This window comes from Sorangium sp. So ce117, from assembly GCF_051524395.1.
Lineage (GTDB): Bacteria > Myxococcota_A > Polyangia > Polyangiales > Polyangiaceae > Sorangium > Sorangium cellulosum_B.
The window spans coordinates 4615662-4636699 of record NZ_CP150309.1; the positions used below are offsets into that span (position 1 = coordinate 4615662).

Sequence of the window (21038 nt, forward strand, 5' to 3'; positions counted from 1 at the left end):
CGAGACGCGATCAAGGCGCGAGCGATGGCGTGACGAGCGGTAGCAAAGACTCCGGACGGCTCATGCGGATGGCAGTACGGCGAGGTCGACCAGGATCCGTCGGAGCTCCTCCACCCGCGCCTTCTCGAGGGGCTGCAGCGGGGCCCGGAGCGGCCCGACCCGTGTGCCCATCAGCTCGAGGGCCGCCGAGATGGCCCGCGGCAGGCCATGCGCGACGATGAACTGAAGGAACGGCAGCTGGCGATAGAAAGAGCGCCGAGCGGCGTCGAGATCACCACGGGTCACCGCGTCATAGAGCTCGACGGTGAGGCGAGGGATGATGTGCGGGGCAGCCGTGCACCAGCCGCGAGCCCCGGCCACGAAGGCGGCGAGCGCGAGCGGATTGCTTCCGTTGTAGAAGGCAACCTGGTCGCCGCAGAGCTGCACGAGGCGGTGCATCCGGTTCACGTCCCCGGTGCTCTCCTTGACCATCGTGACGTTCGGGATCTGCAGCAACCGTGCGATCACGTCCGGGCTCAGGTCGAGGCCGCCCGTCGCCGGGTTGTTGTACACGGCGATGGGGAGGGAGATGGCCTTCGCGACGGCCTCGAAGTGCGCCACGATCTCCCTGTCCGAGAGCTTCCAGTAGCTCATCGGGAGGATCATCACCGCGGCGGCGCCGGCCCTCTCCGCGTACCTCGCGTGGTGCACCGTCCGCTCCGTGGTGAGGCTCGAGACGCCGACCAGCGTCGGGACCCGGCCCGCCACGCGCCTCACGACGATGTCGGTGACGGCCTCGCGCTCCGCGTCCGAGAGGTACGGCAACACCCCGGTGCTGCCCAGCGGGGCGATCGCATGGACCCCCGCGGCGAGCATGTCGTCGACGATGCGGCCGAGGAGCTGTTCGTCGACGCGTCCAGCCTCCGTGAACGGCGTGATGGGGTAGGCGATGATGCCACGGAGAGAGGATGTCATCGCACGCCTCCTTCCGCCTCGTGATCCCAGTCGAAGAGCTGATCTCCCCGATCGGGCACCTCTTCGCGGAGCGCGACACCTCCCATGTTCTGCAGCATCGGCGCGTTCTCGCAGGCGAGGTAGCGGGCCCGACCCTTTCCGGTGTTGACGTGGTTGTGCCAGGCCCAGACAGGGACGTAGATCGCGTCCCCCTGCTTCCAGTCGACACGCCTCCCGCCCACGTACGAGTAGCCCTCTCCCTCCAGGACGTAGAGGATGGTCTCGTACGTGTGCCGATGCCGGTTCGAGGATTGCCCCGGATCGAGCCATCCCAGGGTCACGCTGATCGCGTGGGACGGGAGGTCCACGAAGAAGACAGGATGCTTCCTCGCCCTCGAGTACTTGCCGTGAAGCCCGGCGGACTCGACCGCGGGATGCGCGAGCCTCTCTGGCATCACCACGCGAGGCCGCGGCGGCGTCTTGTCGAAGTCTGCTGAATGGAATTGTTCGCTCATGTCGGCTCCCTGTCAGCGCAAAAGGCGTCTTGCGCAGGAGAGTGGATAGCGCGAAGCTGGACCCATGACAGGCTCCAGAACGAACATCTCGACGGGTCCAGCTGGTCGGCCCTGGCGCTTCGACCTGGTGCTCGACGACGGCGCGTCCGTGCCTCGGCAGACCCAGCTGAGCAGGGCGATCGTTCAAGAGATCCAGCGCGGGCGGCTGCTGCCGGGTTCAACGCTCCCGGGCAGCCGGACGCTCGCGGCGCAGCTCAACGTGAACCGGAAGGTCGTCGTCGCCGCCGTCGACGAGCTGGTGGCCCAGGGGTGGCTCGAGGCGCTGCCCGCGCGCGGCACCCGCGTCGCGCTCAACCTTCCGACGCTCGCCGTCGCGGATGCCGAGGGCCGCCGCTCGGTCGATACGGTCCTCGCCAAGCGCCACGGCGCCATGATCGCGGTGAACGACGGGATCCCGGACGCCCGGATCGCGCCCGTGGACGAGCTCGCGCGCGCGCAGCGGCGCGCTCTCCGAGCGCTGGCGCGGACGGGCCTCGGCTACGGAGATGCCGCGGGCGATCCCGTGCTCAGGGAGGTCCTTGCGGGCTTCGTCAATCACGCACGCGGGTTGTCGTGCTCCTCGGAGGAGGTCGTGCTGACGCGCGGCAGCCAGGGCGCGCTGAGCCTGTTCGCGCTGGCGATGCTGGAGCCTGGGGATGTCGTCGCCGTCGAGCACCCTGGATACACGCCTGCCTGGCGCGCGTTCCAGCTCGCCCGGGCCGACGTCGTTCATGTGCCGGTCGATGCCCACGGCCTTCGAACGGAGGAGCTGGAGGCGCACGCCAGGAAGCTCAAGGGGCGCCTCAAGGCCGTGTACGTGACGCCTCACCATCAATACCCCACGACCGTCGCCATGTCGGCCGAGCGTCGGATGCACCTGCGACGAATCTGCGAGTCGTTTCGTCTCTACATCGTCGAGGACGACTACGACTACGAGTACCACTTCGAGGGCGCGCCGCTGCTCCCCCTCGCCGCGACCAAGGACCTCTCGTCGCGCTGCATCTACGTGGCCTCGCTCTCGAAGCTCATCGCTCCGGCCCTGCGGCTCGGGTACATCATCGCGGACAGGTCCGTTGTCGCGCGCTTGAGGGCGGTCCGTGAGCTGCTCGATCGTCAGGGAGATGTCGCCCTCGAGCGCGCCGTGGCCGAGCTCATCGAGGACGGCGAGATCCAGCGTCACGCGCGGCGCGCCCGGCAGCTCTACCGGCAGCGTCGTGATCACCTGCTGGAGCAGCTCGCGTCGAGGTCGCCCTTGCGTTCCGCGATCGAGTGCGACCCGCCCGGCGGGGGATTGGCGCTCTGGATGCGCTTGCGCAACCTGACCTCGGAGGAGCTCGTCCAGCGCGCGCACGCACGCGGCCTGGCCCTCACCCCGGGGTCCGTTCATGTCGCGGCCGGGGCGGTGCCCGCATTTCGCTTCGGCTTCGCGGCGCACACGAGCGAAGAGCTATCGAGGATCTGCGATACGCTGGAGGCGTGCCTGATGTCCGACGCCCGATCGAGGCGCCGATGAACAGCGTTCTCCGCGTCGTGCGTCGTGTTCGCCTTCCGGAGGCGCCCCAGCACGAGCACTTCCTGTTCTATTGAGGGCTCGGGAGGATAGGACGAGCCGGCTGGATCATTCCCACCCGCTCGTCGTCAGTGACCGCGTCACACCACGCGCCGGCGGTCGCGCTCGAACAGCTCGCGCTCCAGCTCGCACGTCTCGAGCCCTGTCCGGACCGGCCACGGGGTGCCGGTCACGACCTCGACCACCTCGGCGATCACCTCCGGCGCGCGCAGGACGCGCCTGTGGCCGAGGCCGCGGGTCGACATGAGCCGCGCGCCCGGCCAGCGATCGGCGAGCGCCGCGCCTGCCTCGAACGACACCTCGCGATCGTCGCGGTCGTGCACGACGAACAGCGGCGCGTTCATCCGCGGGGCCGCAGAGAGCGCGTCGAGGTCCGCGAGCGGCACGCCGTAGCGCGCCTCGAGGCGGGCGACCATGCGGCGCCGGACGGCCTCGTCGATGCCGAGGAGCTTCGCGAAATGCTGGGTGTAGCGGACCGCGCTGTTCGGCGGCGCGATGAACACGAGCCTCGGCGCCGGAGCGCCCGCGCGCCGGACGGACGCCGCGCGGGACAGGGCATACGTCGTCGCGGCGCTCCCGAGCGAGTGCGCGACGATGGCGTGGACGGGCCCGACCTCGTCCATCGCGACGGTGACCGCGCGGGCCAGCTCCACGAGCGTGGCCGACCGGCTCGGCCCATCGCCGTGCCCCGGCGCGTCGAACGTCACGACGCGAAAGCCCAGGTCCACGAGCGGCCTCACGAACGCGCCGAGCTGGCTCCCACGCCCCTCCCAGCCGTGCACGAGCAGCACGGTCGGCCCGTCCCCCCACGACCACGCGGGCAGCGCCTCCGCGCCCCACGGCAGCGAGAAGCGCGCCGCGCCGGCGAGGATCTCCTCCTCCCAGGCCGGGCGCGCGTGCCGGCGCGGAGAGCGGAACAGCCGTTCGGCCGCCAGGGAGGCCAGATCCGGCGCGGCCTTGTTGAGGAGCTTGAACCCGAACCGGAGCCCACCGCGCAGGAGGACCTGCCGCGGATCAGTACGAACGATCGTTCTATTATTGGGCGACGAATGGACCTGATTGGCTTCCTGCATGGGGGACCTCCTCGGGGGATTGCGAGACGGATCAGGCAGAGCGGCGGGGCGAACGCCGGGCGTCGGCCACGAGCCTCTCGAAGGCGGTGCGGGCCCGGCGCTCCGACGCCTCTTCGCGCATCAAGCGGCTGAGCGCGTGGGAGCCGGACGCGATGGCATAGACCTCGAAGGCGAACTGCCCGAGGTCGAGGTCCGAGCGGAAGTGGCCCTCTTCGACGGCGATGCGCGCGGCGGTCGCGAGCGTGGCCAGCCAGTCTTTCTGCGACGCGACGAGCGCGTCGCGCGCCGGACCGGGCTTGTCGTCCAGCTCGGCCGCGGCTGCATGGAAGACGCAGCCGCCTGGCATGAAGTCCTGCTCTGTCCAGACGAACCATCGATCGATGAGCGCGCGCACGCGCGGCTCACCGCGCGGCTCGCGCAGCGCGGGCGCGACCACGAGGTCGACGAAGCGGCGCTTGGCCTCTTCGAGGATGGCGACGTCCAGGTTCTCCTTGGAGCTGAAGTGCGCGAAGAGGCCGCTCTTCGACATCTTCACGCGCTCCGCCAGGGCGCCGACGGTCACGCCCGAGAGCCCGACCTCGCTCGCCAGCGCCAGCGCCTCGGCCAGGATGGCCTGCCGGGTATCTTCACCTTTCGCCACCTCGACTTGATAGAACGACCGTTCTATTTTGTCAAGCGACGGGGCAGCCGACCCAGGTAGGGCCGACAGGGCAGCCGACCCTCCTCGACGATCGCCTGCATTGCCGGCGCACGCTAGGCGCGCTTCGCCAGGTAGGCATCGACCAGCTCGATCAGCCGTGCCCGGCCGAAGCTGGGGTCGTGGCCTGCATGCACGATCTGCACTGGGAGCTCCCGCAACCGCTTCATGGTGCGGACGTAGGCGGGAATGTCTGCGCCCTCGATCTCATCCAGCAGCGGCCCGTCATAGATCGCATCGCCCGAGAACAAGGTTCCGGTCGCCGCCTCCCACAGACCGATGCTGCCCGGCGAGTGACCGGGCAGGTGCAGCACCTCGAAGTGACGGTCGCCGAGATCCACGACGTCGCCTTCGGCGACGACCTCCGTGACCGGCGCGCCATGCAGGGCGTAGCTTGCCATGTCGTACTCCGCGTAGGGCAGGGCGGTGATCACATCGCCCTCGATCGGATAGCCAGCGTCGCCCAGCTTGCGGATCTTCGCGGCGCCCATCACCGAGGCCAGCAAGGTGCCGCGGTCGGTCGGTGAGCGCAGGTTCTCCGCCTCGAGTTCGTGCACCAAGGTGTGCTCGAAGTCATGGTGGCTGCCCACATGATCGGCGTGGGTGTGGGTCGCGACCGCCGTCACCGGTTTGTCGATCAGGTGCTTCATGGCCTCCCGCAGGCTGACGATGCCCAACCCCGTGTCGATCATCAGGTCGCGATCGCGACCGCGCACATGCCAGATGTTGCAGCGCATCAGCGGCACCACGTGCGGCTCGATCAGCAGCGTGATGTCATCGCTGACGCGCGTGATCTCGAACCAGCGGTCGGCGATCGGCAAAGTGGCCATGCGTTTCACTTCAACCGCCCGCCTGACTCCTCGCTCGGCCGATCGTCCACGGTTACCAGCTCCTGGTCACCCCGTCGTCCCGGTTACCACGTCCCCTGGTAACCGCCCCGGTGCGATGCGCGAAATCCATTGAAATTCAATTACTTGGCGCGATGGCCCGAGAGCTGCTTCAGGGGCTGGCAGGAGACCTTACCATGGTAACCGAACCGACATCCCACCGCCTCATGCTTCCCATGCTCCTCGCTACCCTGCTCGCCGCGTGCGCCGGAACGGCCGACGGCGGCAGCTCGACCGGCGACGCCCCGGCCGATCCGGCCGGGCCAGCGCCTCACGAGGGCGTCCGCCCCGGCCAGCAGGCCACGCCCGCCGTGCCTTCGGCGCCGGATCTCGCGTACCCCGGCAAGGGCTTCATCGTCCACGAATGGGGCACCGACACCGTGGTCGTCGGCTCCGACGGCTCGCTTCAACCGGGGCTGCACCACGAAGAGGAGGACCTCCCCGCCTTCGTCTATGACCGGCTCGGAGCCGGCACGCTCGATGGCTCGATCTCGACGAGCGTCAACGTGAAGATGGAGACGCCGGTCACTTACTTCTACGCCGAGGAGCCGCTCGACGCGCATGTCCAGATAGGGTTCCCCAAAGGGATCTTCACGCAGTGGTACCCCGCCGTCCGCGAGTTTTACCCGCCCATCATCGCGCCCGGCAGCGTTGCTGGCGTGACGACGTACGCGGACCCGGCGTTCGACCCCGACTTCCCCTTCAGCTCGCAGACGTGCGCGGAGGCGTACGGCCCGAACGCGCGCGGGTACCTCCAGTGGAGCAACATCGAGGTCCTCGGGCGCGACAGCGATGTCCCCCTGCCCGAGGCGCCGCTCGATCGGTTCACGTGGGCGCACGCGCGCCAGGTCGGCGCCAACCCGCTCCGCATCGCAGGCGTGCCCGGCGCGATGGAGGCGCCCCAGCACGAGCGCTTCCTGTTCTATCGAGGGCTCGGCAACTTCGACCTGCCCGTCCGCGTGACGGCCGGCACCGGCGGGGAGATCTCCGCCGAGAATACCCTCGACGAGGCGATCGGCGCCGTCTTCGTCCTCAACGTCGGCGCCTCGACGGGGGCGTTCGTCGCGCACCCCCAGGGCATCGCCACGGGCGGCACGCTCGTCGAGCGCGCCCCCTCGCTCGACGGAGCTCCGCCGCTCGACGAGTTCGTCGAGTCGCTCGGCGCGAGCATGATCGACACCCTCGACGCGACCGGTCTGTACCACGACGAGGCCGTCGCCATGGTGAACACCTGGAAGCGCCAGTGGTTCCGGACGCCCGGCGTCCGGGTGCTCTACCTCGCTCCGGAGGCGTGGACCGACGCCTCGATCCCGATCGACATCATTCCCACGCCTGCCGATGTCGTGCGCGTCATGATGCTCCGCGTCGAGGTGCTCTCGCCCGAGCTCGAGGCAGCGGACGTCGGCGCGGCGCGGCGGCTCGCAGATCCTTCCCTCGCCGGCGACGCCGAGCGCCACTTCGACGATCTCGGGCGCTTCGCCGAGCCGCGCCTCCGCCGCGCGCTCACGATGCTCGGCGAGCCCGCGTACGGCCAGCCCCTGCTCGCCCGCATCGCAGCCGGAGCGACGGCGAGCGCCGCGCGCGAGTAACCTCTCCACCATGCACGCCCCGCGGCGCGAGCCCTTCGTGGCCCATGCTCGGTACGAGCCCGGCGAGATCCTCGGACAGGGAGCGCAGGGCGTCGTGGGGCGCGTGATCGACCGCGAGGCGCGGGGGCGCGAGCTCGTCGCGAAGGTGTTCCGTCAGGGCGCCTTCCGCGAGGACACCCTGCTCGGCGAGTTCGCGCTGCTCGCGCGCCTGCGCGTCCCCGGCGTTGTGCGGGCGCACGATCTCGGGCGGGACGAGCGGACGGGAGCGCCCTTCCTCGTCGAGGAGTACGTGGCCGGCGACGACGCCGCGGCGTGGGTCCAGGAGGGCCCGGCCGCAGAACGCCCGGCGCGGCTCGCGGGCGTGCTCGCCGGCGTCGCGAGGACGCTCGCCGCCCTGCACGACGCGGGGTTCGTGCACAGCGATCTCAAGCCGGCGCACGTCCGGCTGCGGCCGCTCGGCGGGGGCGGCGCCGAGGCCGTGCTCCTCGACCTCGGGGCGGCGGTGTCGAGGGCGCGCGCGCCGGGCGGCGCCGTCGCGTTCACCTCGGCGTTCGCTGCGCCCGAGCTGCTGGCCGGGGGCGCGCCGTCGGCCGCGTCCGACCTCTACAGCCTGGGGGCGCTCGCGTGGTGCTCGGCCGCGGGCCGCCCGCCCGGGCCCTTTCGCGCGCGGCGCCCGCTGCGCGACGCCGCATCGTGGGTCCAGCCGAGCGTGGCCGAGGTGATCGAGGCGCTGCTCGCGCTGCACCCGCGAGACCGCCCCTCCGAGGCCCGCGAGGTGCTCCGGCAGCTCGGCGTCGCGGCCGCGGAGGCGGGCATCGCCGTGGGGGCGCCGCCCGCGCCCATCGGGCGGGAGCGCGAGCTCGAGGCGCTGCAGCAGGTGCCGTCACCGTCAGGCCGCGTGCGCTACGTCACGGGGCCGAGCGGCGCCGGCAAGAGCCACCTCGGCCGCGAGCTCGTGACGCGGGCGCTGCTCGCCGGGCGGAGCGCCAGGTACGTTGCGTTCCCGCGCGAGGCCGACCCGCTCCAGCTGCGGCTCATCGCGTTCTTCCGGGGCGCCGAGCGGGCGCCGCCGTTCGTGACGCCGCCCGGCGACGGGCCCCCGCTCCTGCTCTTGCTGGACGACCTGGATCAGGCCCCGGCCGAGCTGCGCGCCGCGCTCGACGCGTACCGGTGCCGGCCGGCGGCGCCCGGCGGCGCGGCGATCGAGGTGGTCGCGACGGCCCGGAGCGCGCCCGAGGGCGCGGCGTGCGTGGCGCTCGGGCCGCTCGGCGACGCGAGCTTCGCTGCGCTGTGCCGCGCGCTCGGCGTGGACGACGACGCGAGCGTGCGCGAGGCCGCCGTGGCGTCGGGGAAGAACCCGGGGTGGCTCTTCGCGTCGCTCGGCCGCGTGCCGCTCACGAAGGACACCGCGATCGAGCGCGTGCGCGGGCTGTCGGCCGACGCCTGCGCGACGCTCGCCGCGATCGCGATCGCGGGCGGCGCCCTGCCCGAGGCGCGCTGCGCTCTCGGGTTCGGGCGCGGCGGCCGGGCGTACGCGCGGGGTGGCGCGCAGCCGGGCGCCTCCGGCGAGCGAGCCCTGGGCGAGCTGCTCGCGGGCGCGCTGATCGCGCGGCGGGAGGCGGCGGCCGGCGCGCTCACCACGCTGTCCGCTCCCGCCCTGGCGAAGGATCTCGCCGCGGCGCTCGCCACGCCGGAGGTCGCCGAGGAGGTCGCCGCGGCGCTGCTCGCGGATCCCGGCGCGCCCGCGTCGGCGCTCCTCTCGGCGGCGGCGGCGCCGTGCACGAGAGCCCGGCGCGCGCAGCTCCACGAGCGGGCCGCGGCGCAGGCGCGCGAGGCCGGGCTGCGGTCGGAGGAGATCGAGGCGCTGCTCGCGCTCGGCGAGGACGCGGACCGGAGGACCCCGGCGCTCCTCTGCAGGCTCGAGCGGCTGACGCGCGACGCGGGCGTGGGCGCGGCGCACCCGCAGGTCGTGGCGTGGCTCGACGAGGCGGCGCAGCGCGACGAGCGGGTGCTCGTGCTCGCGCTGCGGCGTCGCGCGGAGAAGCGCGCGCGGGATGGAGACGCGACCGCGGCCAAGGAGCAGGCGCTCGCGGCGCTCGCGGCGGCGCGAAGGCTCGGCGGCGGGATGGCCGAGGCGTTCGCGCTGTCGACGCTGGGGCTCGTGGCGCTGATGCGCGCCGACTGGGGCGAGGCGGAGGCGTGGCTCGCGGGGGCGCAGGCGAAGCTGCCGTCAGCGGGCGAGCGCGTGGACGACGTGGAAGGCGAGCGTGTGGACGACGTCGAAGAGGTGGCGCGGCTCCACCACAACGCGGGCGTCGTCGCCCTGTACCGCGGCCAGGTGGACGGCGCGGTGCGGACGTTCGAGGCGTCGCTCGCGGTCAAGCGGACCCTCGGGGACCGCGCCGGCATGCGCTCGTGCCTGATGAACCTCGGGATCGCGCTCGGGAAGGCGTCGCGCTACGAGGAGGCCTTCGGCGCGCTCGACGAGGCGATGCGCCTCGCGCGGTCGCTGGGGCAGGTGGCGGGGCGCGGCTGGTGCCTGTCGGCGCGCGCGGACATCGAGGTGCGCCGCGGCGACGCGCGCGCGGCGGAGCGCTGCATCGAGGAGGCGTGGGCGCTCGCGGCGTCGCTCCCTGCGGCGATCCAGGCCGATCTCGTGATCGCGCGGGCGAACGTGGCGTTGCTCGACGGCGACGGGCGGCGGGCGATCGCGGCGCTCGCGGCGCTGGACCCGGGTGTGCGGGCGAACGACCCGCTGGTGGACGCGCGGGCGCAGGTGGCGGAGGCGCAGGCGTACCTCACCAGGCTGCCGGCGGAGCCCCGGCGGGCGGCGCGGGGGGCGATCCGGGCCGCGCGGCGGGCGCGCGCGGCGATGCTCGCGGAGGTGGAGGCGCAGGCGCTCGACGTGCTGCGCTCGGCGCGGCCGGGCGCAGCACGTCGAGCGCCGGCCGCGGCGACGGCGCGGGGCGGCGCGCATGCGGCGCAAGGGGCACCGTCCGCAGCGCAGGGCGCACCGGCGGCGGCGCACGGCGCACCGGCGGCGGCGCAGAGCGCACCGGCGGCGGCGGGCGGCGCGTATGCTGGCCCAGGCATGACGGCGGCGGCGAGCGGAGAGGACGACGCGCTCTGGGCGTGGCTCGCGTCGGCGGCGACCGCGGACGGCGCCGCGGAGGCCGCAGTCGGGCTCGCGCGCGCCCTCGTGCAGCAGTCGGGGGCCGAGCGCGCGCTGCTCGCCGTGGTCGACGAGCAGGGGCGGGTGGTCGCGGCCTGGGGCGCCGACCTCGACGGGCTGGAGATCGCCGAGGCGGCGCGGCGCATCGCGCCCGACCTGGCGCAGCTCGCGCTGAGCCAGGCCGCGCCCATCCACTACCAGCGCGACGTGGAGACGCCGGGCGGCCGCGGCTCGCGGCTCGTGCTGCGCGTCGGCGCGGGCCACGCCTCGATGGGCGCGCGCGCCCTGGCGGCGAGCGCGGCCTCGCCGGATCCGGCGCTCCTCGGGCCTCCGCGCGCGCTCATCGTGGTCGAGCACCGGTTCCGCCCGGCGTGCTTCGACGCCGTCACGGAGGCGCGGGCCGCTCGCTGGGCGTCGCTCGCGGGGCTCTTCCTGCGGCTCTTCGCTCGCCCCGGCGCGCCGGAAGAGCCCCGCCGCGAAGGCCCGGCGCCTCCCTGCGTCCCCTCGTTCGCCGAGCCCGCGCCCGATCTCCGGCGCGCCGACACGACCGTCGTGCCCGCGGCCCAGCCGCGGAGGAGCTTCCCCGACATCCTGGGCCAGAGCGCCGCGCTGGGCCGGGCGCTCGCGCGCCTCGACGCGGCCATCGACAGCGATCTGCCCGTGCTCCTCATGGGCGAGACCGGCACGGGCAAGGAGCTCTTCGCCCGCGCGCTCCACGATCTCGGCCCGCGCCGTTCGCGCGAGCTCGTCGCCATCAACTGCGGCGCCGTACCCGACGCGCTCTTCGAGGCGGAGCTCTTCGGCCACGCGCGGGCCTCGTTCACGGGGGCCGAGCGCGCGCGCCCCGGCCTCCTCGCCCGGGCCGAGGGCGGCACGCTCTTCCTCGACGAGCTGGGGGAGCTGCCGCTCGCGCGGCAGGCGGCGCTGCTGCGGGCGCTCGAGTCACGGCGCTATCGCCCGGTGGGCAGCGACGACGAGCGGCCGTTCGACGTGCGGATCGTCGCGGCCACGAACCGGGATCTCGCGCAGGCGGCCGCCGAGCGGGCGTTCCGGCAGGACCTGCTCTTCCGGGTGAACGCCATCGAGATCCACCTGCCGCCGCTCCGCGACCGGGAGGGCGACGTGCCGCTGCTGCTCGCCGGGTATCTGGCTCGGACGGGCGCCCCCATCGAGATCGCGCCGCGCGCGCTCGCGGCGCTCGATGCCTACACGTGGCCCGGCAACGTGCGGGAGCTTGCGCACCTGGTCCAGCGCCTGGCCGCGCTGGGCGTGCGCCGCGTCGAGCTGGAGCACCTCCCGCGAGGGGTGAGGGCGAGCGCGCTGCCGGCGAGCGCGCGCCGGACGCCCGACGCCGCCGAGCGCCCCGCGTCGCCGGCCCGGCCGCCGATGGCCGGACCCGTCCCGCCGCCGGCCGCGGGGCGGGGAAACTCGGGCGAGGCGCGCCACGCGCTGGCCGAGGACGACGAGCGCGAGCCGATCCGGCGCGCGCTCGCGGAGACCGGCGGGAACATCAGCCGCGCGGCCGAGCGCCTCGGCATCACGCGCCACGGTCTGAAGAAGCGCATGGCGCGCCTCGGCATGCGTGCTCCCTCCGGGTCGCAGAGGAAAGCGGAGTGAATCCCCTCGTGAAGGCGCTGCTGACAGAGAGGCAAGCAAACTCAGTCGTGGAGGACTCTTTATGAAGGGCAGCGGTTCCGGAGCACTGAACACATCGAGGCTCGAGGAGGAGCGCCGACAGGGCCGCGCGGCAGGAGAAACGGTCGTTCCGATCTCCCCGCGCCCCTGCCATCGAGAGCCGCGCGCTCGCCGTGGATGGATCGGGCGGTTCGCGCTCGCGCTGCTCGTCGCGGGCTGCTCGCCTGCGGCCGTCGACGGATCGCCGGCGCCCCTGCCGGACGGCGGAGGGGGCGCCCCCGCCGAGCCGCCTTCGCCCGCCGAGTGTGATGCCTCCGCGGCCGACGGCGTCGCCGTCTTCGCCTCGAGCGTCGATACAGGCGCCCCGCAGGCGCCCGGAGCTCCCCCCTACGCGATCGACGGCTGCTTGCTGGCCTACGTCGCGCCGCGCGAGGCGGGCGACGTGAGCGGCGCTCTGAGGCTGCGTGATCTCGGTACGGGCGAAGAGCTCCTCCTCGCGCCGGCCGTCGAGACGCCCCGCCGGCCTGCGCTCGCCGGCGACGTCGTGGTCTGGGAGGCGACGGACAGCGGAGCACGCGTGGTGCGCGTGCGCCGGGGTGGCGAGACGCAGACGATCCGCGGCCCGTTCGATCACGCGGGCGAGCCGCGTGTGGCGGGAGACGCCGTGGTGCTGACGGGCTGGCTGACCGCGGACGAGAGCGGCGACACGGACGTCTTCCTGTACGAGATCGGCCAGGCGGAGGCGGTCCAGATCGCGTCCGGCCCGGGGCAGCAGCGTTTCCCGGACATCTCGGCGACGCACGTCGCCTTCGCTGATTTCTCCGAGGATCCCGACGGCCGCTTCGATGAGGACGAGCGCGATCTAGCGGACATCGTGGTCTATGACCGGCGCACGAGGCGCGCTGTCCCGCGATTCCGGGAAGGCAAACAGTCCTTCCCGATGCTCGGCGCGCTCGGCGCTGGAGAGAGGGTGGTGGCTTATCTCGAATGGGCGCCGTTTCATCCGGAGCCCAAGTACGAGCAGTTCGATCTTCGGATCGGGGACATCACCGCTCCTGCGGACGGCGACGCCCTGGCCGCGAGCATCGAGCAGTCGGGCCGGCCGTACGTGCTTCCCGAGGTCCGCGGCGAGCTCATCGAGTGGGTGGAGCGGCCCGCGGACGGCAATGCGTCCTTGCGGCGGAGGCCGGCCGATCTCTCGGCGCCCGCGGTCGAGGTCCCCGGGCTCTCGGCGTTCGAGCTGTTCGGGCCGTCGGCTTCTGCGACGATCACCGTGGTCGCGGCGCGCTCGCCGGGAGGCGAGCTGGAGCTCCACGGCGTCGCCCGGTGATCCGGGGGCGCAGGCTGGCTCCGTGGCGACGCGGTGCAGGTCCGGGAACGCGACCTCCCGGCGGGACAAAGGCCTTGCGAGGGGAGTCGGCGTCGGGCGCCCGCGATCACCGGAGTGATGACGAGCGCCCCCCACGCCTGCCGAGCTACTTCTTCGCAGCAGCGGGAGCAGCGGTAGCAGGCGCCGCGGCCGGCGCCTTCCCAGCAGCAGCGGCAGCCGGCGCCGCGGCCGGCGCCTTCCCAGCAGCAGCAGCGGCAGCCGGCGCCGCGGCCGGCGCCTTCGCTGCGGCAGCCGGCGCCGCGGCCTGCGCCTGCGGCGTGATGATGCGGAATTTCCCGCTCAGGTGCAGCAGCGACATCGTGTACAGCATGCCGTCGTAGTACCGCCACTTGCCGGTGGGCGCCTCGCGCTGATAGAGCTCCTCGACGAAGCGCCAGGCCCGCGGATGGGTCGCGGCCAGCGCCGCGACGGCGTTCGCCGACACGAGCCCGAGCGAGTCGTAGTCGACGGTGGGCTTGCCCTCGAGGGTGAAATTGCCCTTGTACTTGGGGCCCTGCGCCTCGAAGAACGCGAGGAGGCGATCGCTCAGCTCGGTCTGGCGCGGATCCTTCGCCCACCACGCCGCGTCCACCGACCAGTTCATCGCGGTGCGGAACGCGTCCTGACGGAAGTTGGCGGTCCCCGCGTCCCAGGAGGCAGCCTTGGGGGTGCCATCGAAGTTGGCGTAATCCGGAGCGAGCCCGGTCTTCGGATGGGTCACCTTGACGAAGTAATCGCGGCTCACCTTGGCCGCCTCGGCCCAGAACGCGCGATCGGCCTCGGGGCCCCAGGCCGCCCAGACGTCGTAGAACGCCGGCAGGTGATACGACGGATCGGTGTGATCACCGTTCTTGGCGAAGTTGTCCGCGTCGGGCGTGAACCGCACCATCTTGTGCTCGGTGTTGAAGAGCGAGTGCAGCGTCGTCTTGCGCTTGTCCTTGTTGACCGGCCCGGTGATCGGCTTCCGGTTCTTCATCGCGTCGAGGATGGCGAAGGCTTCCTTCTTGTAATCGTAGATCCCCTTGCCGTTCCCCCAGCGGTTGGACGCGAACAGCAGCGCGGTGGCGAAATACTCCTCCGCGTCCGGGGCCGGATTCTCATCCATGGCCGTGCCGTCCGCGCGCATCTGCCACGAGAAATAGCCGAAGCCGGGGTGCTTCGGATCCGCGCGGTACATGTGGGACTTGGCCCAGTTCCACAGGGCGTCGAAGTCGTCTTTGCGATCGACCTGCACCGCGATCATCATGCCGTACGACATCCCCTCGGAGCGGACGTCGTTGTTGCCGATGTCCATGATGTACGCCTTGGGGCCGTTCGCGTTCTTTCCCGCCGGGAACAGGACGGCCTGCTCCTTGGGATCGCCGTGAAACAGCTGCTCGTAGGCCTTCGCGATCTTCGCGTCGATCTCTTCGGGCTTGTGTCCCAGCTCGGCGAACAGGTTGCGGTACTCCCCCGTGGCGAACGCTCCCTTGGCAGCGGGCTTGAGCGGCGGACCGAGGGGCGCGGGCTCCGCCGGGGCGGGCGTCTGGGCCGCGCCGCTCGGGGTCGCGGTGCTGGCCGGAGCGGCGCTGCCCGCCGGGTTCGTGGAGCTCGCCGGATCGGGCGAGCCGACCTGGGTGCCTTGGTTGCTGGGCGCGCAGGCGATCACCGTGACCGCAAACCATGCCGATACGACGGGAGACGTTAGCATTCGCAAGTTCATCGCTGTCCTCGTGTTCGAGCTCGCATCCTCTGAGGACGCGCTCGGCGTGAACATCGCTGGCGACGTCCACGTGATGACGCTACTGGGCGAGAAGGAAATCCAACCGCTCGGAGGCGTCAAGTCCCAACTGCCGGGCCTGCCTCGGGGTGAGAGGACACCGTGACAACCGCGATCCGGCTCTTCTGTAAAAGTCGCGTGATCCCGGCATCTTTCATGCGTCGAAGGGGACCGCCTTCACGCCACAGCGCTGCTCGCTCACGGGTCGACGTTGTCGACGTTGTCGACGTGATCGACGTTGTCGACTTTCGGCCGCCCCGAAGCGACGCCGCTCGACCGGGCGCGGCTACGCCCCGAGCTCCGCGAGCGACCGGCAGACGCGGCGGAGCCGGTCGCGCAGCCACCGGTGCGCCGGGTCGGCGTCGAAGCGGGGGTGCCACGCCTGCGCGATGGTGATGGCCGGCGTGGTCACGGGCAGCGGGAAGGTGACGAGATCGAAGCGCGGGGCGGCGTGCGCGAGCCATTTCGATGGGAACGCGCCGACGAGGTCGGAGCTGGCGAGGAGGCACAGCGCCGCGTAATGGCCTGACGCCACGGCCGCGGTGGTCCGGGCGAGCCCTTTCTTCTTGAGGGCCTCGTCGATGGGGCCCCAGGTCTTGCCCAGCCTGGAGACGCCGAGGTGGGCGTGCTCGACGAACCGCTCCAGCGTCACCTTGCCGGACGCGAGCGGGCCGCCGCGGCGCACCACGCCGACGAAGCGGTCCCTGACGAGCGCCTGCACGCGGATCTCCGGGCCCATGTCGCCGATGATGCCGAGGTCGAGATCGATCCGGCCCTCCCGGAGCGCGGCGACGTCCTCGTCGCCCTCGGGCAGGAAGCGGACGGTGACGCCCGGGGCCTCGGCCCTCAGCGCGTCGAGGAGCGGGGCGCCGACGAGCCCGAGCATGCCGTCGCTGGTCCGGACCGCGAAGCTGCGGGTGAGCGCGGCGACGTCGAGCGCGCCCCGCTCGCGGAGGACCGCGCTGGCCGAGGCGACCACCGCGCGCACGCGCGGGCGCAGCTCGGCGGCGCGCGGCGTGGGCACGAGCCGCCGGCCGGCGCGCACGAGGATCGGGTCGCCCACGGCCTCGCGGACGCGCGCGAGCGTGCGGCTCATCGCCGAGGGGCTGAGGTGCATCCGCTTCGCGGCCAGGAGGACGCTCTCCTCCTCGAGGAGCACGTCGAGCGCGACGAGCAGGTTCAGATCCATGGAGTGCATGGGACGCAGCAATAACTTACCGTACATGCACTGGAAGTCATGTCTGTTCGGGCGCAGGTTCTGTGTCGACCAGGGCAGCCGCGAGGGCAGGGGAGCCGTCGCCTGGGCCTGCCCGGAGGAGACATGCCATCATGAGCACGACGCTCGATTCGCCGCGCGTTCAAAGGACCCTCGACCGCCTCTTCCAGGACGCCGACAGCGGCGATCCGGGCATCATCGCCCGCGTCCGCGGCGACTGGGAGCACCGCGGCCCGAGACCCGACCCCGAGACGCTCGCCCACATGCTCGCCGACGCGTATCTGCCGGTCTCCCGCGAGGTCGGGCGGCTGCTTCACCTGCTCGCCTTCGCGGCGCGGGCGCGCACGGTGGTGGAGTTCGGCACGTCGTTCGGGATCTCGACGGTGTTCCTGGCCGCGGCCATCCGCGACGGCGGCGGCGGGCGGGTGATCGGCAGCGAGCTGCACCCGGAGAAGGTGCGGCGGGCGCGGCAGAACGTCGAGGAGAGCGGGCTCGGCGATCTCGTCGAGATCCGCGAGGGAGACGCGCTGGTGACGCTGCGGGACGTGGAGGGGCCGATCGATCTGGTCCTGCTGGACGGATGGAAGAACCTTTATTTGCCGGTGCTCCGGATGCTCGAGCCCCGGTTGCGGAGGGGCGCGCTCATCGTCGCGGACGATCTCGACATCGCGCCCGACGACCTGCGGCCGTACCTGGAGTACGTGCGCGGCGCGGGCAGCGGCTACGGGTCGGTGGAGATCCCGCTGGGGGACAGGCTGGAGATCTCCTGCTGGCACGGGCGCGAGCGCGAGGCGTGAGATAGGCCGCCTCGTTCCGTTCCTCGCGCGAGGGCGAGCGGCGCGCGGCGGCGCGTGTGCATCAATGGTTCTTCTTGCAGCCCCCGTAGCGCTCCACGCTCGCGAGGGTCGGCGGATTGCTGAAGTACGTCGCGTCATACCCGCCGGTGATGAGGACCGAGCCGTCCTGCAGGGTCGTCGCGGTGGGGAAGCCCCTCTGGATCGGCTCGTCGATCGGGGTCCAGCTGCCGTTCGCCTCCTTGAAGATCTCGGCGCCGTCGCTGCCGACGGCCATCACGCGGCCGTGGGACATCGGCGCGACGGCGGACGCCCACGTGTGGAGGAAGTTCGGCGGCGCGGTCAACGTCCACGTGTCGTTTGCGGGATCGTAAATCTCGGCGGTCTCGCCGGCATCGACGAGAACCTCGATCTCCTCCTCGGTGCCGCCGTAGATCCTGCCGCCGCCGCCGACCACCAGCACGCGCCCGCTCGGCAGCAGCGTGGCCGTGTGCTGCATGCGGGGCAGGTTCGTCGGCGCCGCCGCCGTCCAGACGCCCGTGGCCGGATCGTAGATCTCCACGCTGGTGCGGCCCTGGGGCATCTCGTTGCCGTTCAACGTGTAGCCGCCGACGACGAGCACGCGCCCGTCGTGGAGCAGCGTCGCCGTGTGCAGGTAGCGGGTCACCGACATCGACCCTGCGCTGGACCACGTGTTCGTGGCAGGATCGTAGAACACGGCCTCCTTGAGCGTGCTGTCGTCGTCGCTGCCGCCCGTGCGTAATACCCGCCCGTCCGGCAGGAGGGTGAGCGCGGTATAGGCGAACTCCCAGCCACGGGCCGCCTCGCCGGGCGTGAGCGGGACGCTCGCCGTCGTGCCCGTGATCGGATCATAGACAAGCCCGCCTGGGCTGAAGAGCACCCTGCCGTCCTGGAGGAGCGCCGCGCCCACGGGGGACATGGGGTAGGCCAGCGTGTGACGGGGCGTCCACGTGTCGGCGGCTGGATTGTAGAAGTCGACCGTCGTGGGGTAGGGGTAATCGCCGCTGCCGCCGGCGACCATCACCTGGCCGTCCGGCATGAGCAGGGCGATGTGCCGCTCCCGCGCCGCTGGCAGCGGCGCCACGGACGACCACTCCGCGTGGACGCCGACGTGGCGCCGGCACTTCTTCTTCTTCGCGTGGTGGTTGGCCAGCGGCGCTGAGGTCACCTCGAGCGCCGCCTCCTCGAGCGCATCCGCGGCGGGGGGTTCAGGCTCCGCCCCAGCGCCGCAGCCCGCGACCGCGAGCGCGGCGAGGGAGAGGAAGGGGACAAGACAACGATGATGGCGACGACCGATGGTAGACATGTAGGACCTCGTCAGGAGCTGGGGGAGCGGCAGCCGTCCTTTGCCGGGGAGGCGCCATGGAGCGCAACAGAAGACCATATCAGATGGTCGTGTAAGTCGGAACGGGGCGCGCTTGCCCTGGCGAGCAGTCCCCATGAGGTGCCCTGCGCTCTGTATCACCCATGGGCGTTAACCAAGCTTCGCGCCGCGTTCTCCTACATCCGAACGTGAACGTAGTCGTGGTCGTGGTCGTGGTCGTGGTCGTGGTCGTCAACGGTCGGCCGTGAACGACCACGACCACGACCACGTTTACGACCACGTTTACGTTTACGACCACGTTTACGACCACGTTCACGTTCACGTAAACGTTGGTGACAGATGGTGGAGCGGTGCGGGCTTCGGCGACCGAACGAGCTTGGTCAACACCTATACACGTTATACCCCCACTACCGCTCTCGCCATCGCCCCCCGCGCGCTCGCCACCGCCGCAAACCGCTGCCCCAGGTACTCCGCCACCCTCACATCCTGGCTGAACACCACATTGAACCGGATATGCGGATCGCCCGCCCCCTCGGCCATGAACGTCGCCCCGCGGGCCAGCAGGATCTTGTTGAGGTACGCGTCCTTCACCAGCTCGTCGACGTCCACCCCGCGCGGCGCCGTGCCCCAGAGGAACAGCCCGCCTTCACCCGGGTGGTCCAGCAGCACGCCGGCGTCGCGCAGCCGGCGCGCCGCAGCGTTCCGTGCCGCGCCGAGCTTCTGCTGCAGCCGATCGATGTGCTTGCGCCACCTGCCGGCCGACAGCACCTCCAGGAGCACGAGCTCGTTCAGCGCGCCGCTCGTCAGCACCGAATAGATCTTCTCGCGCAGGAGCGGCTTCAGCCGCCCCGGCTCGGCCGCGATGTAGCCGAGGCGCAGCGCCGGGCTCAGCGCCTTGCAGAAGCTGGAGTAATAGATGACCCCGTCCAGCCCCGAGAGCTGCGCCAGCCGCGTGGGATGCCCGGGGTGGAAGTGACCGTGCACGTCGTCCTCGGCGATGAGGACACCGTGCTGGTGCGCGATCGTCAGCACGCGGTGCAGGTTGGCGGCGCTCGAGCCCCAGCCGGTCGGGTTGTGCAGCACGCTCTGGAGGAACATCAGCCTGGGCCGGTGCTCGCGGCACGCAGCTTCCAGCGCCCCGAGATCCACGCCGTCCGGCCTTCGCGCCACCGGGACGAGGCGGTAGCCCGCCTGCCGCAGGCGGCCGAACAGCAGGAAATAGCCCGGGTCTTCCACCAGCACCGCGTCGCCTGGCTGGAGGTAGCCCCGGCAGATCAGGTCGATCGCATGCGTGCCGCCCCAGGTCGTGAGCACGCGGCCCGCGTCGGCCGCGATGCCCTGGGAGCGCATCAGCATCGCGATGCGCTCCCGCAGCTCGGGCAGCCCCTGCGGCGGGCAGCGCGCCGCCATGCCGGCGTCGTTGCGGGCGAGCGCGCGCTGGAGCACGGTCGCCGGGATGGCGTCGCTCAGCCAGCTCGCCGGCAACGCGCCGCTGCTGGCCAGCAGCACGCCGGCGCGCTGGTCGTTGGACTGCTGCGCCAGCCACACCGGCTCCTGCTCCTCCCCGGCCTCGAGCCACGCCTCGCTCGGCATGGCCGACGCCGCCTCGCACACGAAGAACCCGGCCGTGCCGCGCGACTCGACCAGCCCGGCCGCCGCCAGCCGATCGTAGGCTGCAACCACGGTGTTGGGGCTCACGCCGAGCTGACCCGCGAGCTGGCGGATCGACGTCAGCCGCGCGCCGGGCGGCAGCTGCGCGCCCTCGATCAGCGCGCGCAGCCGCGCCTCGATCTGGTCGGCCAGGGGAACGGCGGAGTCGCGGTCGAGCGAGAACATGGGTCAACGCAGGAGCAGGAGCGCCAGCACGGCCAGCGCGCCGGCCATGATGCCATTGAACAGCCGGTGCCGTCGCGGATCGGTCAGAAATCGCCGGATCGCCACGCCGAACAGCGCCCACGCGGAGGTGCATGGAAAGGTGATGGCGAGGCTGATGACGGACACCAGCAGGGCGCCGCTCGCCACGCCCATGCCCGCCGGCATGAACACCGAGGCCACCGTGATCGCCTTGACCCAGCTCTTCGGGTTGACGGCCTGGAACAGCGCCCCCTGCGCGAACGAAAGCGGCCGCGGCACCTCGGCGCCCTTGACCGCGGCGCCGCCGGTCAGCTTCCACGCCAGCACCAGCAGGTACAGCGCGCCGGTCACGCGCAGCACGGCGTGCAGCGCCGGGTAGGCGGCGAAGAGCGCGCCAAGGCCCAGGCAGGCGAAGAAGGTCTGGACCGCGCCGCCCACGCCGATGCCCAGGAGATGCGGCAGCGATCCGCGGTAGCCGAAGTTGGCGCCCGAGGCGGTGAGCATCATGTTGTTCGGCCCAGGAGTGCTCGACATCACGAAGCAATAGGTCAGGAGGGGCAGCAGCTCGGTCATCGTAGGTCGCTCCGGTCG

Annotated in this window: 15 protein-coding genes; 5 read left to right on the forward strand and 10 right to left on the reverse strand. The window is 72.1% G+C overall.

The window, feature by feature from the left end; translation table 11 throughout:
• Positions 1-60 precede the first annotated feature (60 nt).
• Together WMF46_RS17205 and WMF46_RS17210 are read right to left on the reverse strand one after the other, a co-directional pair.
• Positions 61-954: a dihydrodipicolinate synthase family protein gene (locus tag WMF46_RS17205; protein WP_437986594.1), complete on the reverse strand. Its 894-nt coding sequence runs from the start codon at positions 952-954 to the stop codon at positions 61-63.
• Complete coding sequence (locus tag WMF46_RS17210) at positions 951-1448, reverse strand: cupin domain-containing protein (RefSeq protein WP_437986595.1); 498 nt, start codon at positions 1446-1448, stop codon at positions 951-953. Before WMF46_RS17210 ends, WMF46_RS17205 begins: the two co-directional genes overlap by 4 nt.
• Before the next feature lie 64 nt (positions 1449-1512).
• On the opposite strand from WMF46_RS17210, the gene WMF46_RS17215 reads away from it, so the two are divergent.
• Positions 1513-3000, forward strand: coding sequence for a PLP-dependent aminotransferase family protein (locus tag WMF46_RS17215; RefSeq protein WP_437986596.1), 1488 nt, complete (start codon positions 1513-1515; stop codon positions 2998-3000).
• Between the two features lie 137 nt (positions 3001-3137).
• On the opposite strand, the gene WMF46_RS17220 is transcribed toward WMF46_RS17215, so the two are convergent.
• The 3 genes from WMF46_RS17220 to WMF46_RS17230 all read right to left on the reverse strand — a co-directional run bounded on the left by WMF46_RS17220 (position 3138) and on the right by WMF46_RS17230 (position 5657).
• Positions 3138-4130, reverse strand: a complete 993-nt coding sequence (locus tag WMF46_RS17220) for an alpha/beta fold hydrolase (RefSeq protein WP_437986597.1) — start codon at positions 4128-4130, stop codon at positions 3138-3140.
• Positions 4131-4161: 31 nt separating this feature from the next.
• Entirely contained in the window at positions 4162-4770 is a 609-nt protein-coding gene (locus tag WMF46_RS17225; protein WP_437986598.1) for a TetR family transcriptional regulator C-terminal domain-containing protein, read from the reverse strand.
• 113 nt (positions 4771-4883) lie between these two features.
• Positions 4884-5657 (reverse strand): MBL fold metallo-hydrolase, encoded by a 774-nt coding sequence (locus WMF46_RS17230; protein ID WP_437986599.1) that lies wholly within the window; start codon positions 5655-5657, stop codon positions 4884-4886.
• A gap of 233 nt (positions 5658-5890) precedes the next feature.
• On the opposite strand from WMF46_RS17230, the gene WMF46_RS17235 reads away from it, so the two are divergent.
• From WMF46_RS17235 to WMF46_RS17245, 3 genes are all read left to right on the forward strand, one after another.
• Positions 5891-7303: a hypothetical protein gene (locus WMF46_RS17235; protein WP_437986600.1), complete on the forward strand. Its 1413-nt coding sequence runs from the start codon at positions 5891-5893 to the stop codon at positions 7301-7303.
• A gap of 10 nt (positions 7304-7313) precedes the next feature.
• The gene (locus WMF46_RS17240) at positions 7314-12092 is read left to right on the forward strand and encodes a sigma 54-interacting transcriptional regulator (protein WP_437986601.1); all 4779 of its coding nucleotides are present in this window, start codon (positions 7314-7316) and stop codon (positions 12090-12092) included.
• Positions 12093-12153: 61 nt separating this feature from the next.
• A complete protein-coding gene (locus WMF46_RS17245; RefSeq protein WP_437986602.1) occupies positions 12154-13440 on the forward strand; it encodes a hypothetical protein in 1287 nt (428 codons plus the stop codon).
• A 145-nt stretch (positions 13441-13585) separates the two neighbouring features.
• Here the strand turns inward: WMF46_RS17245 and WMF46_RS17250 are convergent, their stop codons facing one another.
• On the reverse strand, positions 13586-15169 hold the full coding sequence (locus tag WMF46_RS17250) for a glycosyl hydrolase family 8 (RefSeq protein WP_437986603.1): 1584 nt from the start codon (positions 15167-15169) through the stop codon (positions 13586-13588).
• Positions 15170-15524: 355 nt separating this feature from the next.
• Positions 15525-16436 (reverse strand): LysR family transcriptional regulator, encoded by a 912-nt coding sequence (locus WMF46_RS17255; RefSeq protein WP_437986604.1) that lies wholly within the window; start codon positions 16434-16436, stop codon positions 15525-15527.
• 131 nt (positions 16437-16567) lie between these two features.
• Here WMF46_RS17255 and WMF46_RS17260 point away from each other — a divergent pair, with 131 nt between their 5' ends.
• On the forward strand, positions 16568-17251 hold the full coding sequence (locus WMF46_RS17260) for an O-methyltransferase (protein ID WP_437986605.1): 684 nt from the start codon (positions 16568-16570) through the stop codon (positions 17249-17251).
• A 61-nt stretch (positions 17252-17312) separates the two neighbouring features.
• Here WMF46_RS17260 and WMF46_RS17265 read toward each other — a convergent pair whose 3' ends face one another.
• The 3 genes from WMF46_RS17265 to WMF46_RS17275 all read right to left on the reverse strand — a co-directional run bounded on the left by WMF46_RS17265 (position 17313) and on the right by WMF46_RS17275 (position 21020).
• Positions 17313-18575 (reverse strand): Kelch repeat-containing protein, encoded by a 1263-nt coding sequence (locus WMF46_RS17265; protein ID WP_437986606.1) that lies wholly within the window; start codon positions 18573-18575, stop codon positions 17313-17315.
• 414 nt (positions 18576-18989) lie between these two features.
• The gene (locus tag WMF46_RS17270) at positions 18990-20429 is read right to left on the reverse strand and encodes a PLP-dependent aminotransferase family protein (RefSeq protein WP_437986607.1); all 1440 of its coding nucleotides are present in this window, start codon (positions 20427-20429) and stop codon (positions 18990-18992) included.
• Between the two features lie 3 nt (positions 20430-20432).
• Positions 20433-21020 carry a LysE family translocator gene (locus tag WMF46_RS17275; RefSeq protein WP_437986608.1) on the reverse strand — a complete coding sequence of 196 codons (588 nt, stop codon included), beginning with the start codon at positions 21018-21020 and terminating at the stop codon, positions 20433-20435.
• Positions 21021-21038: the final 18 nt, after the last annotated feature.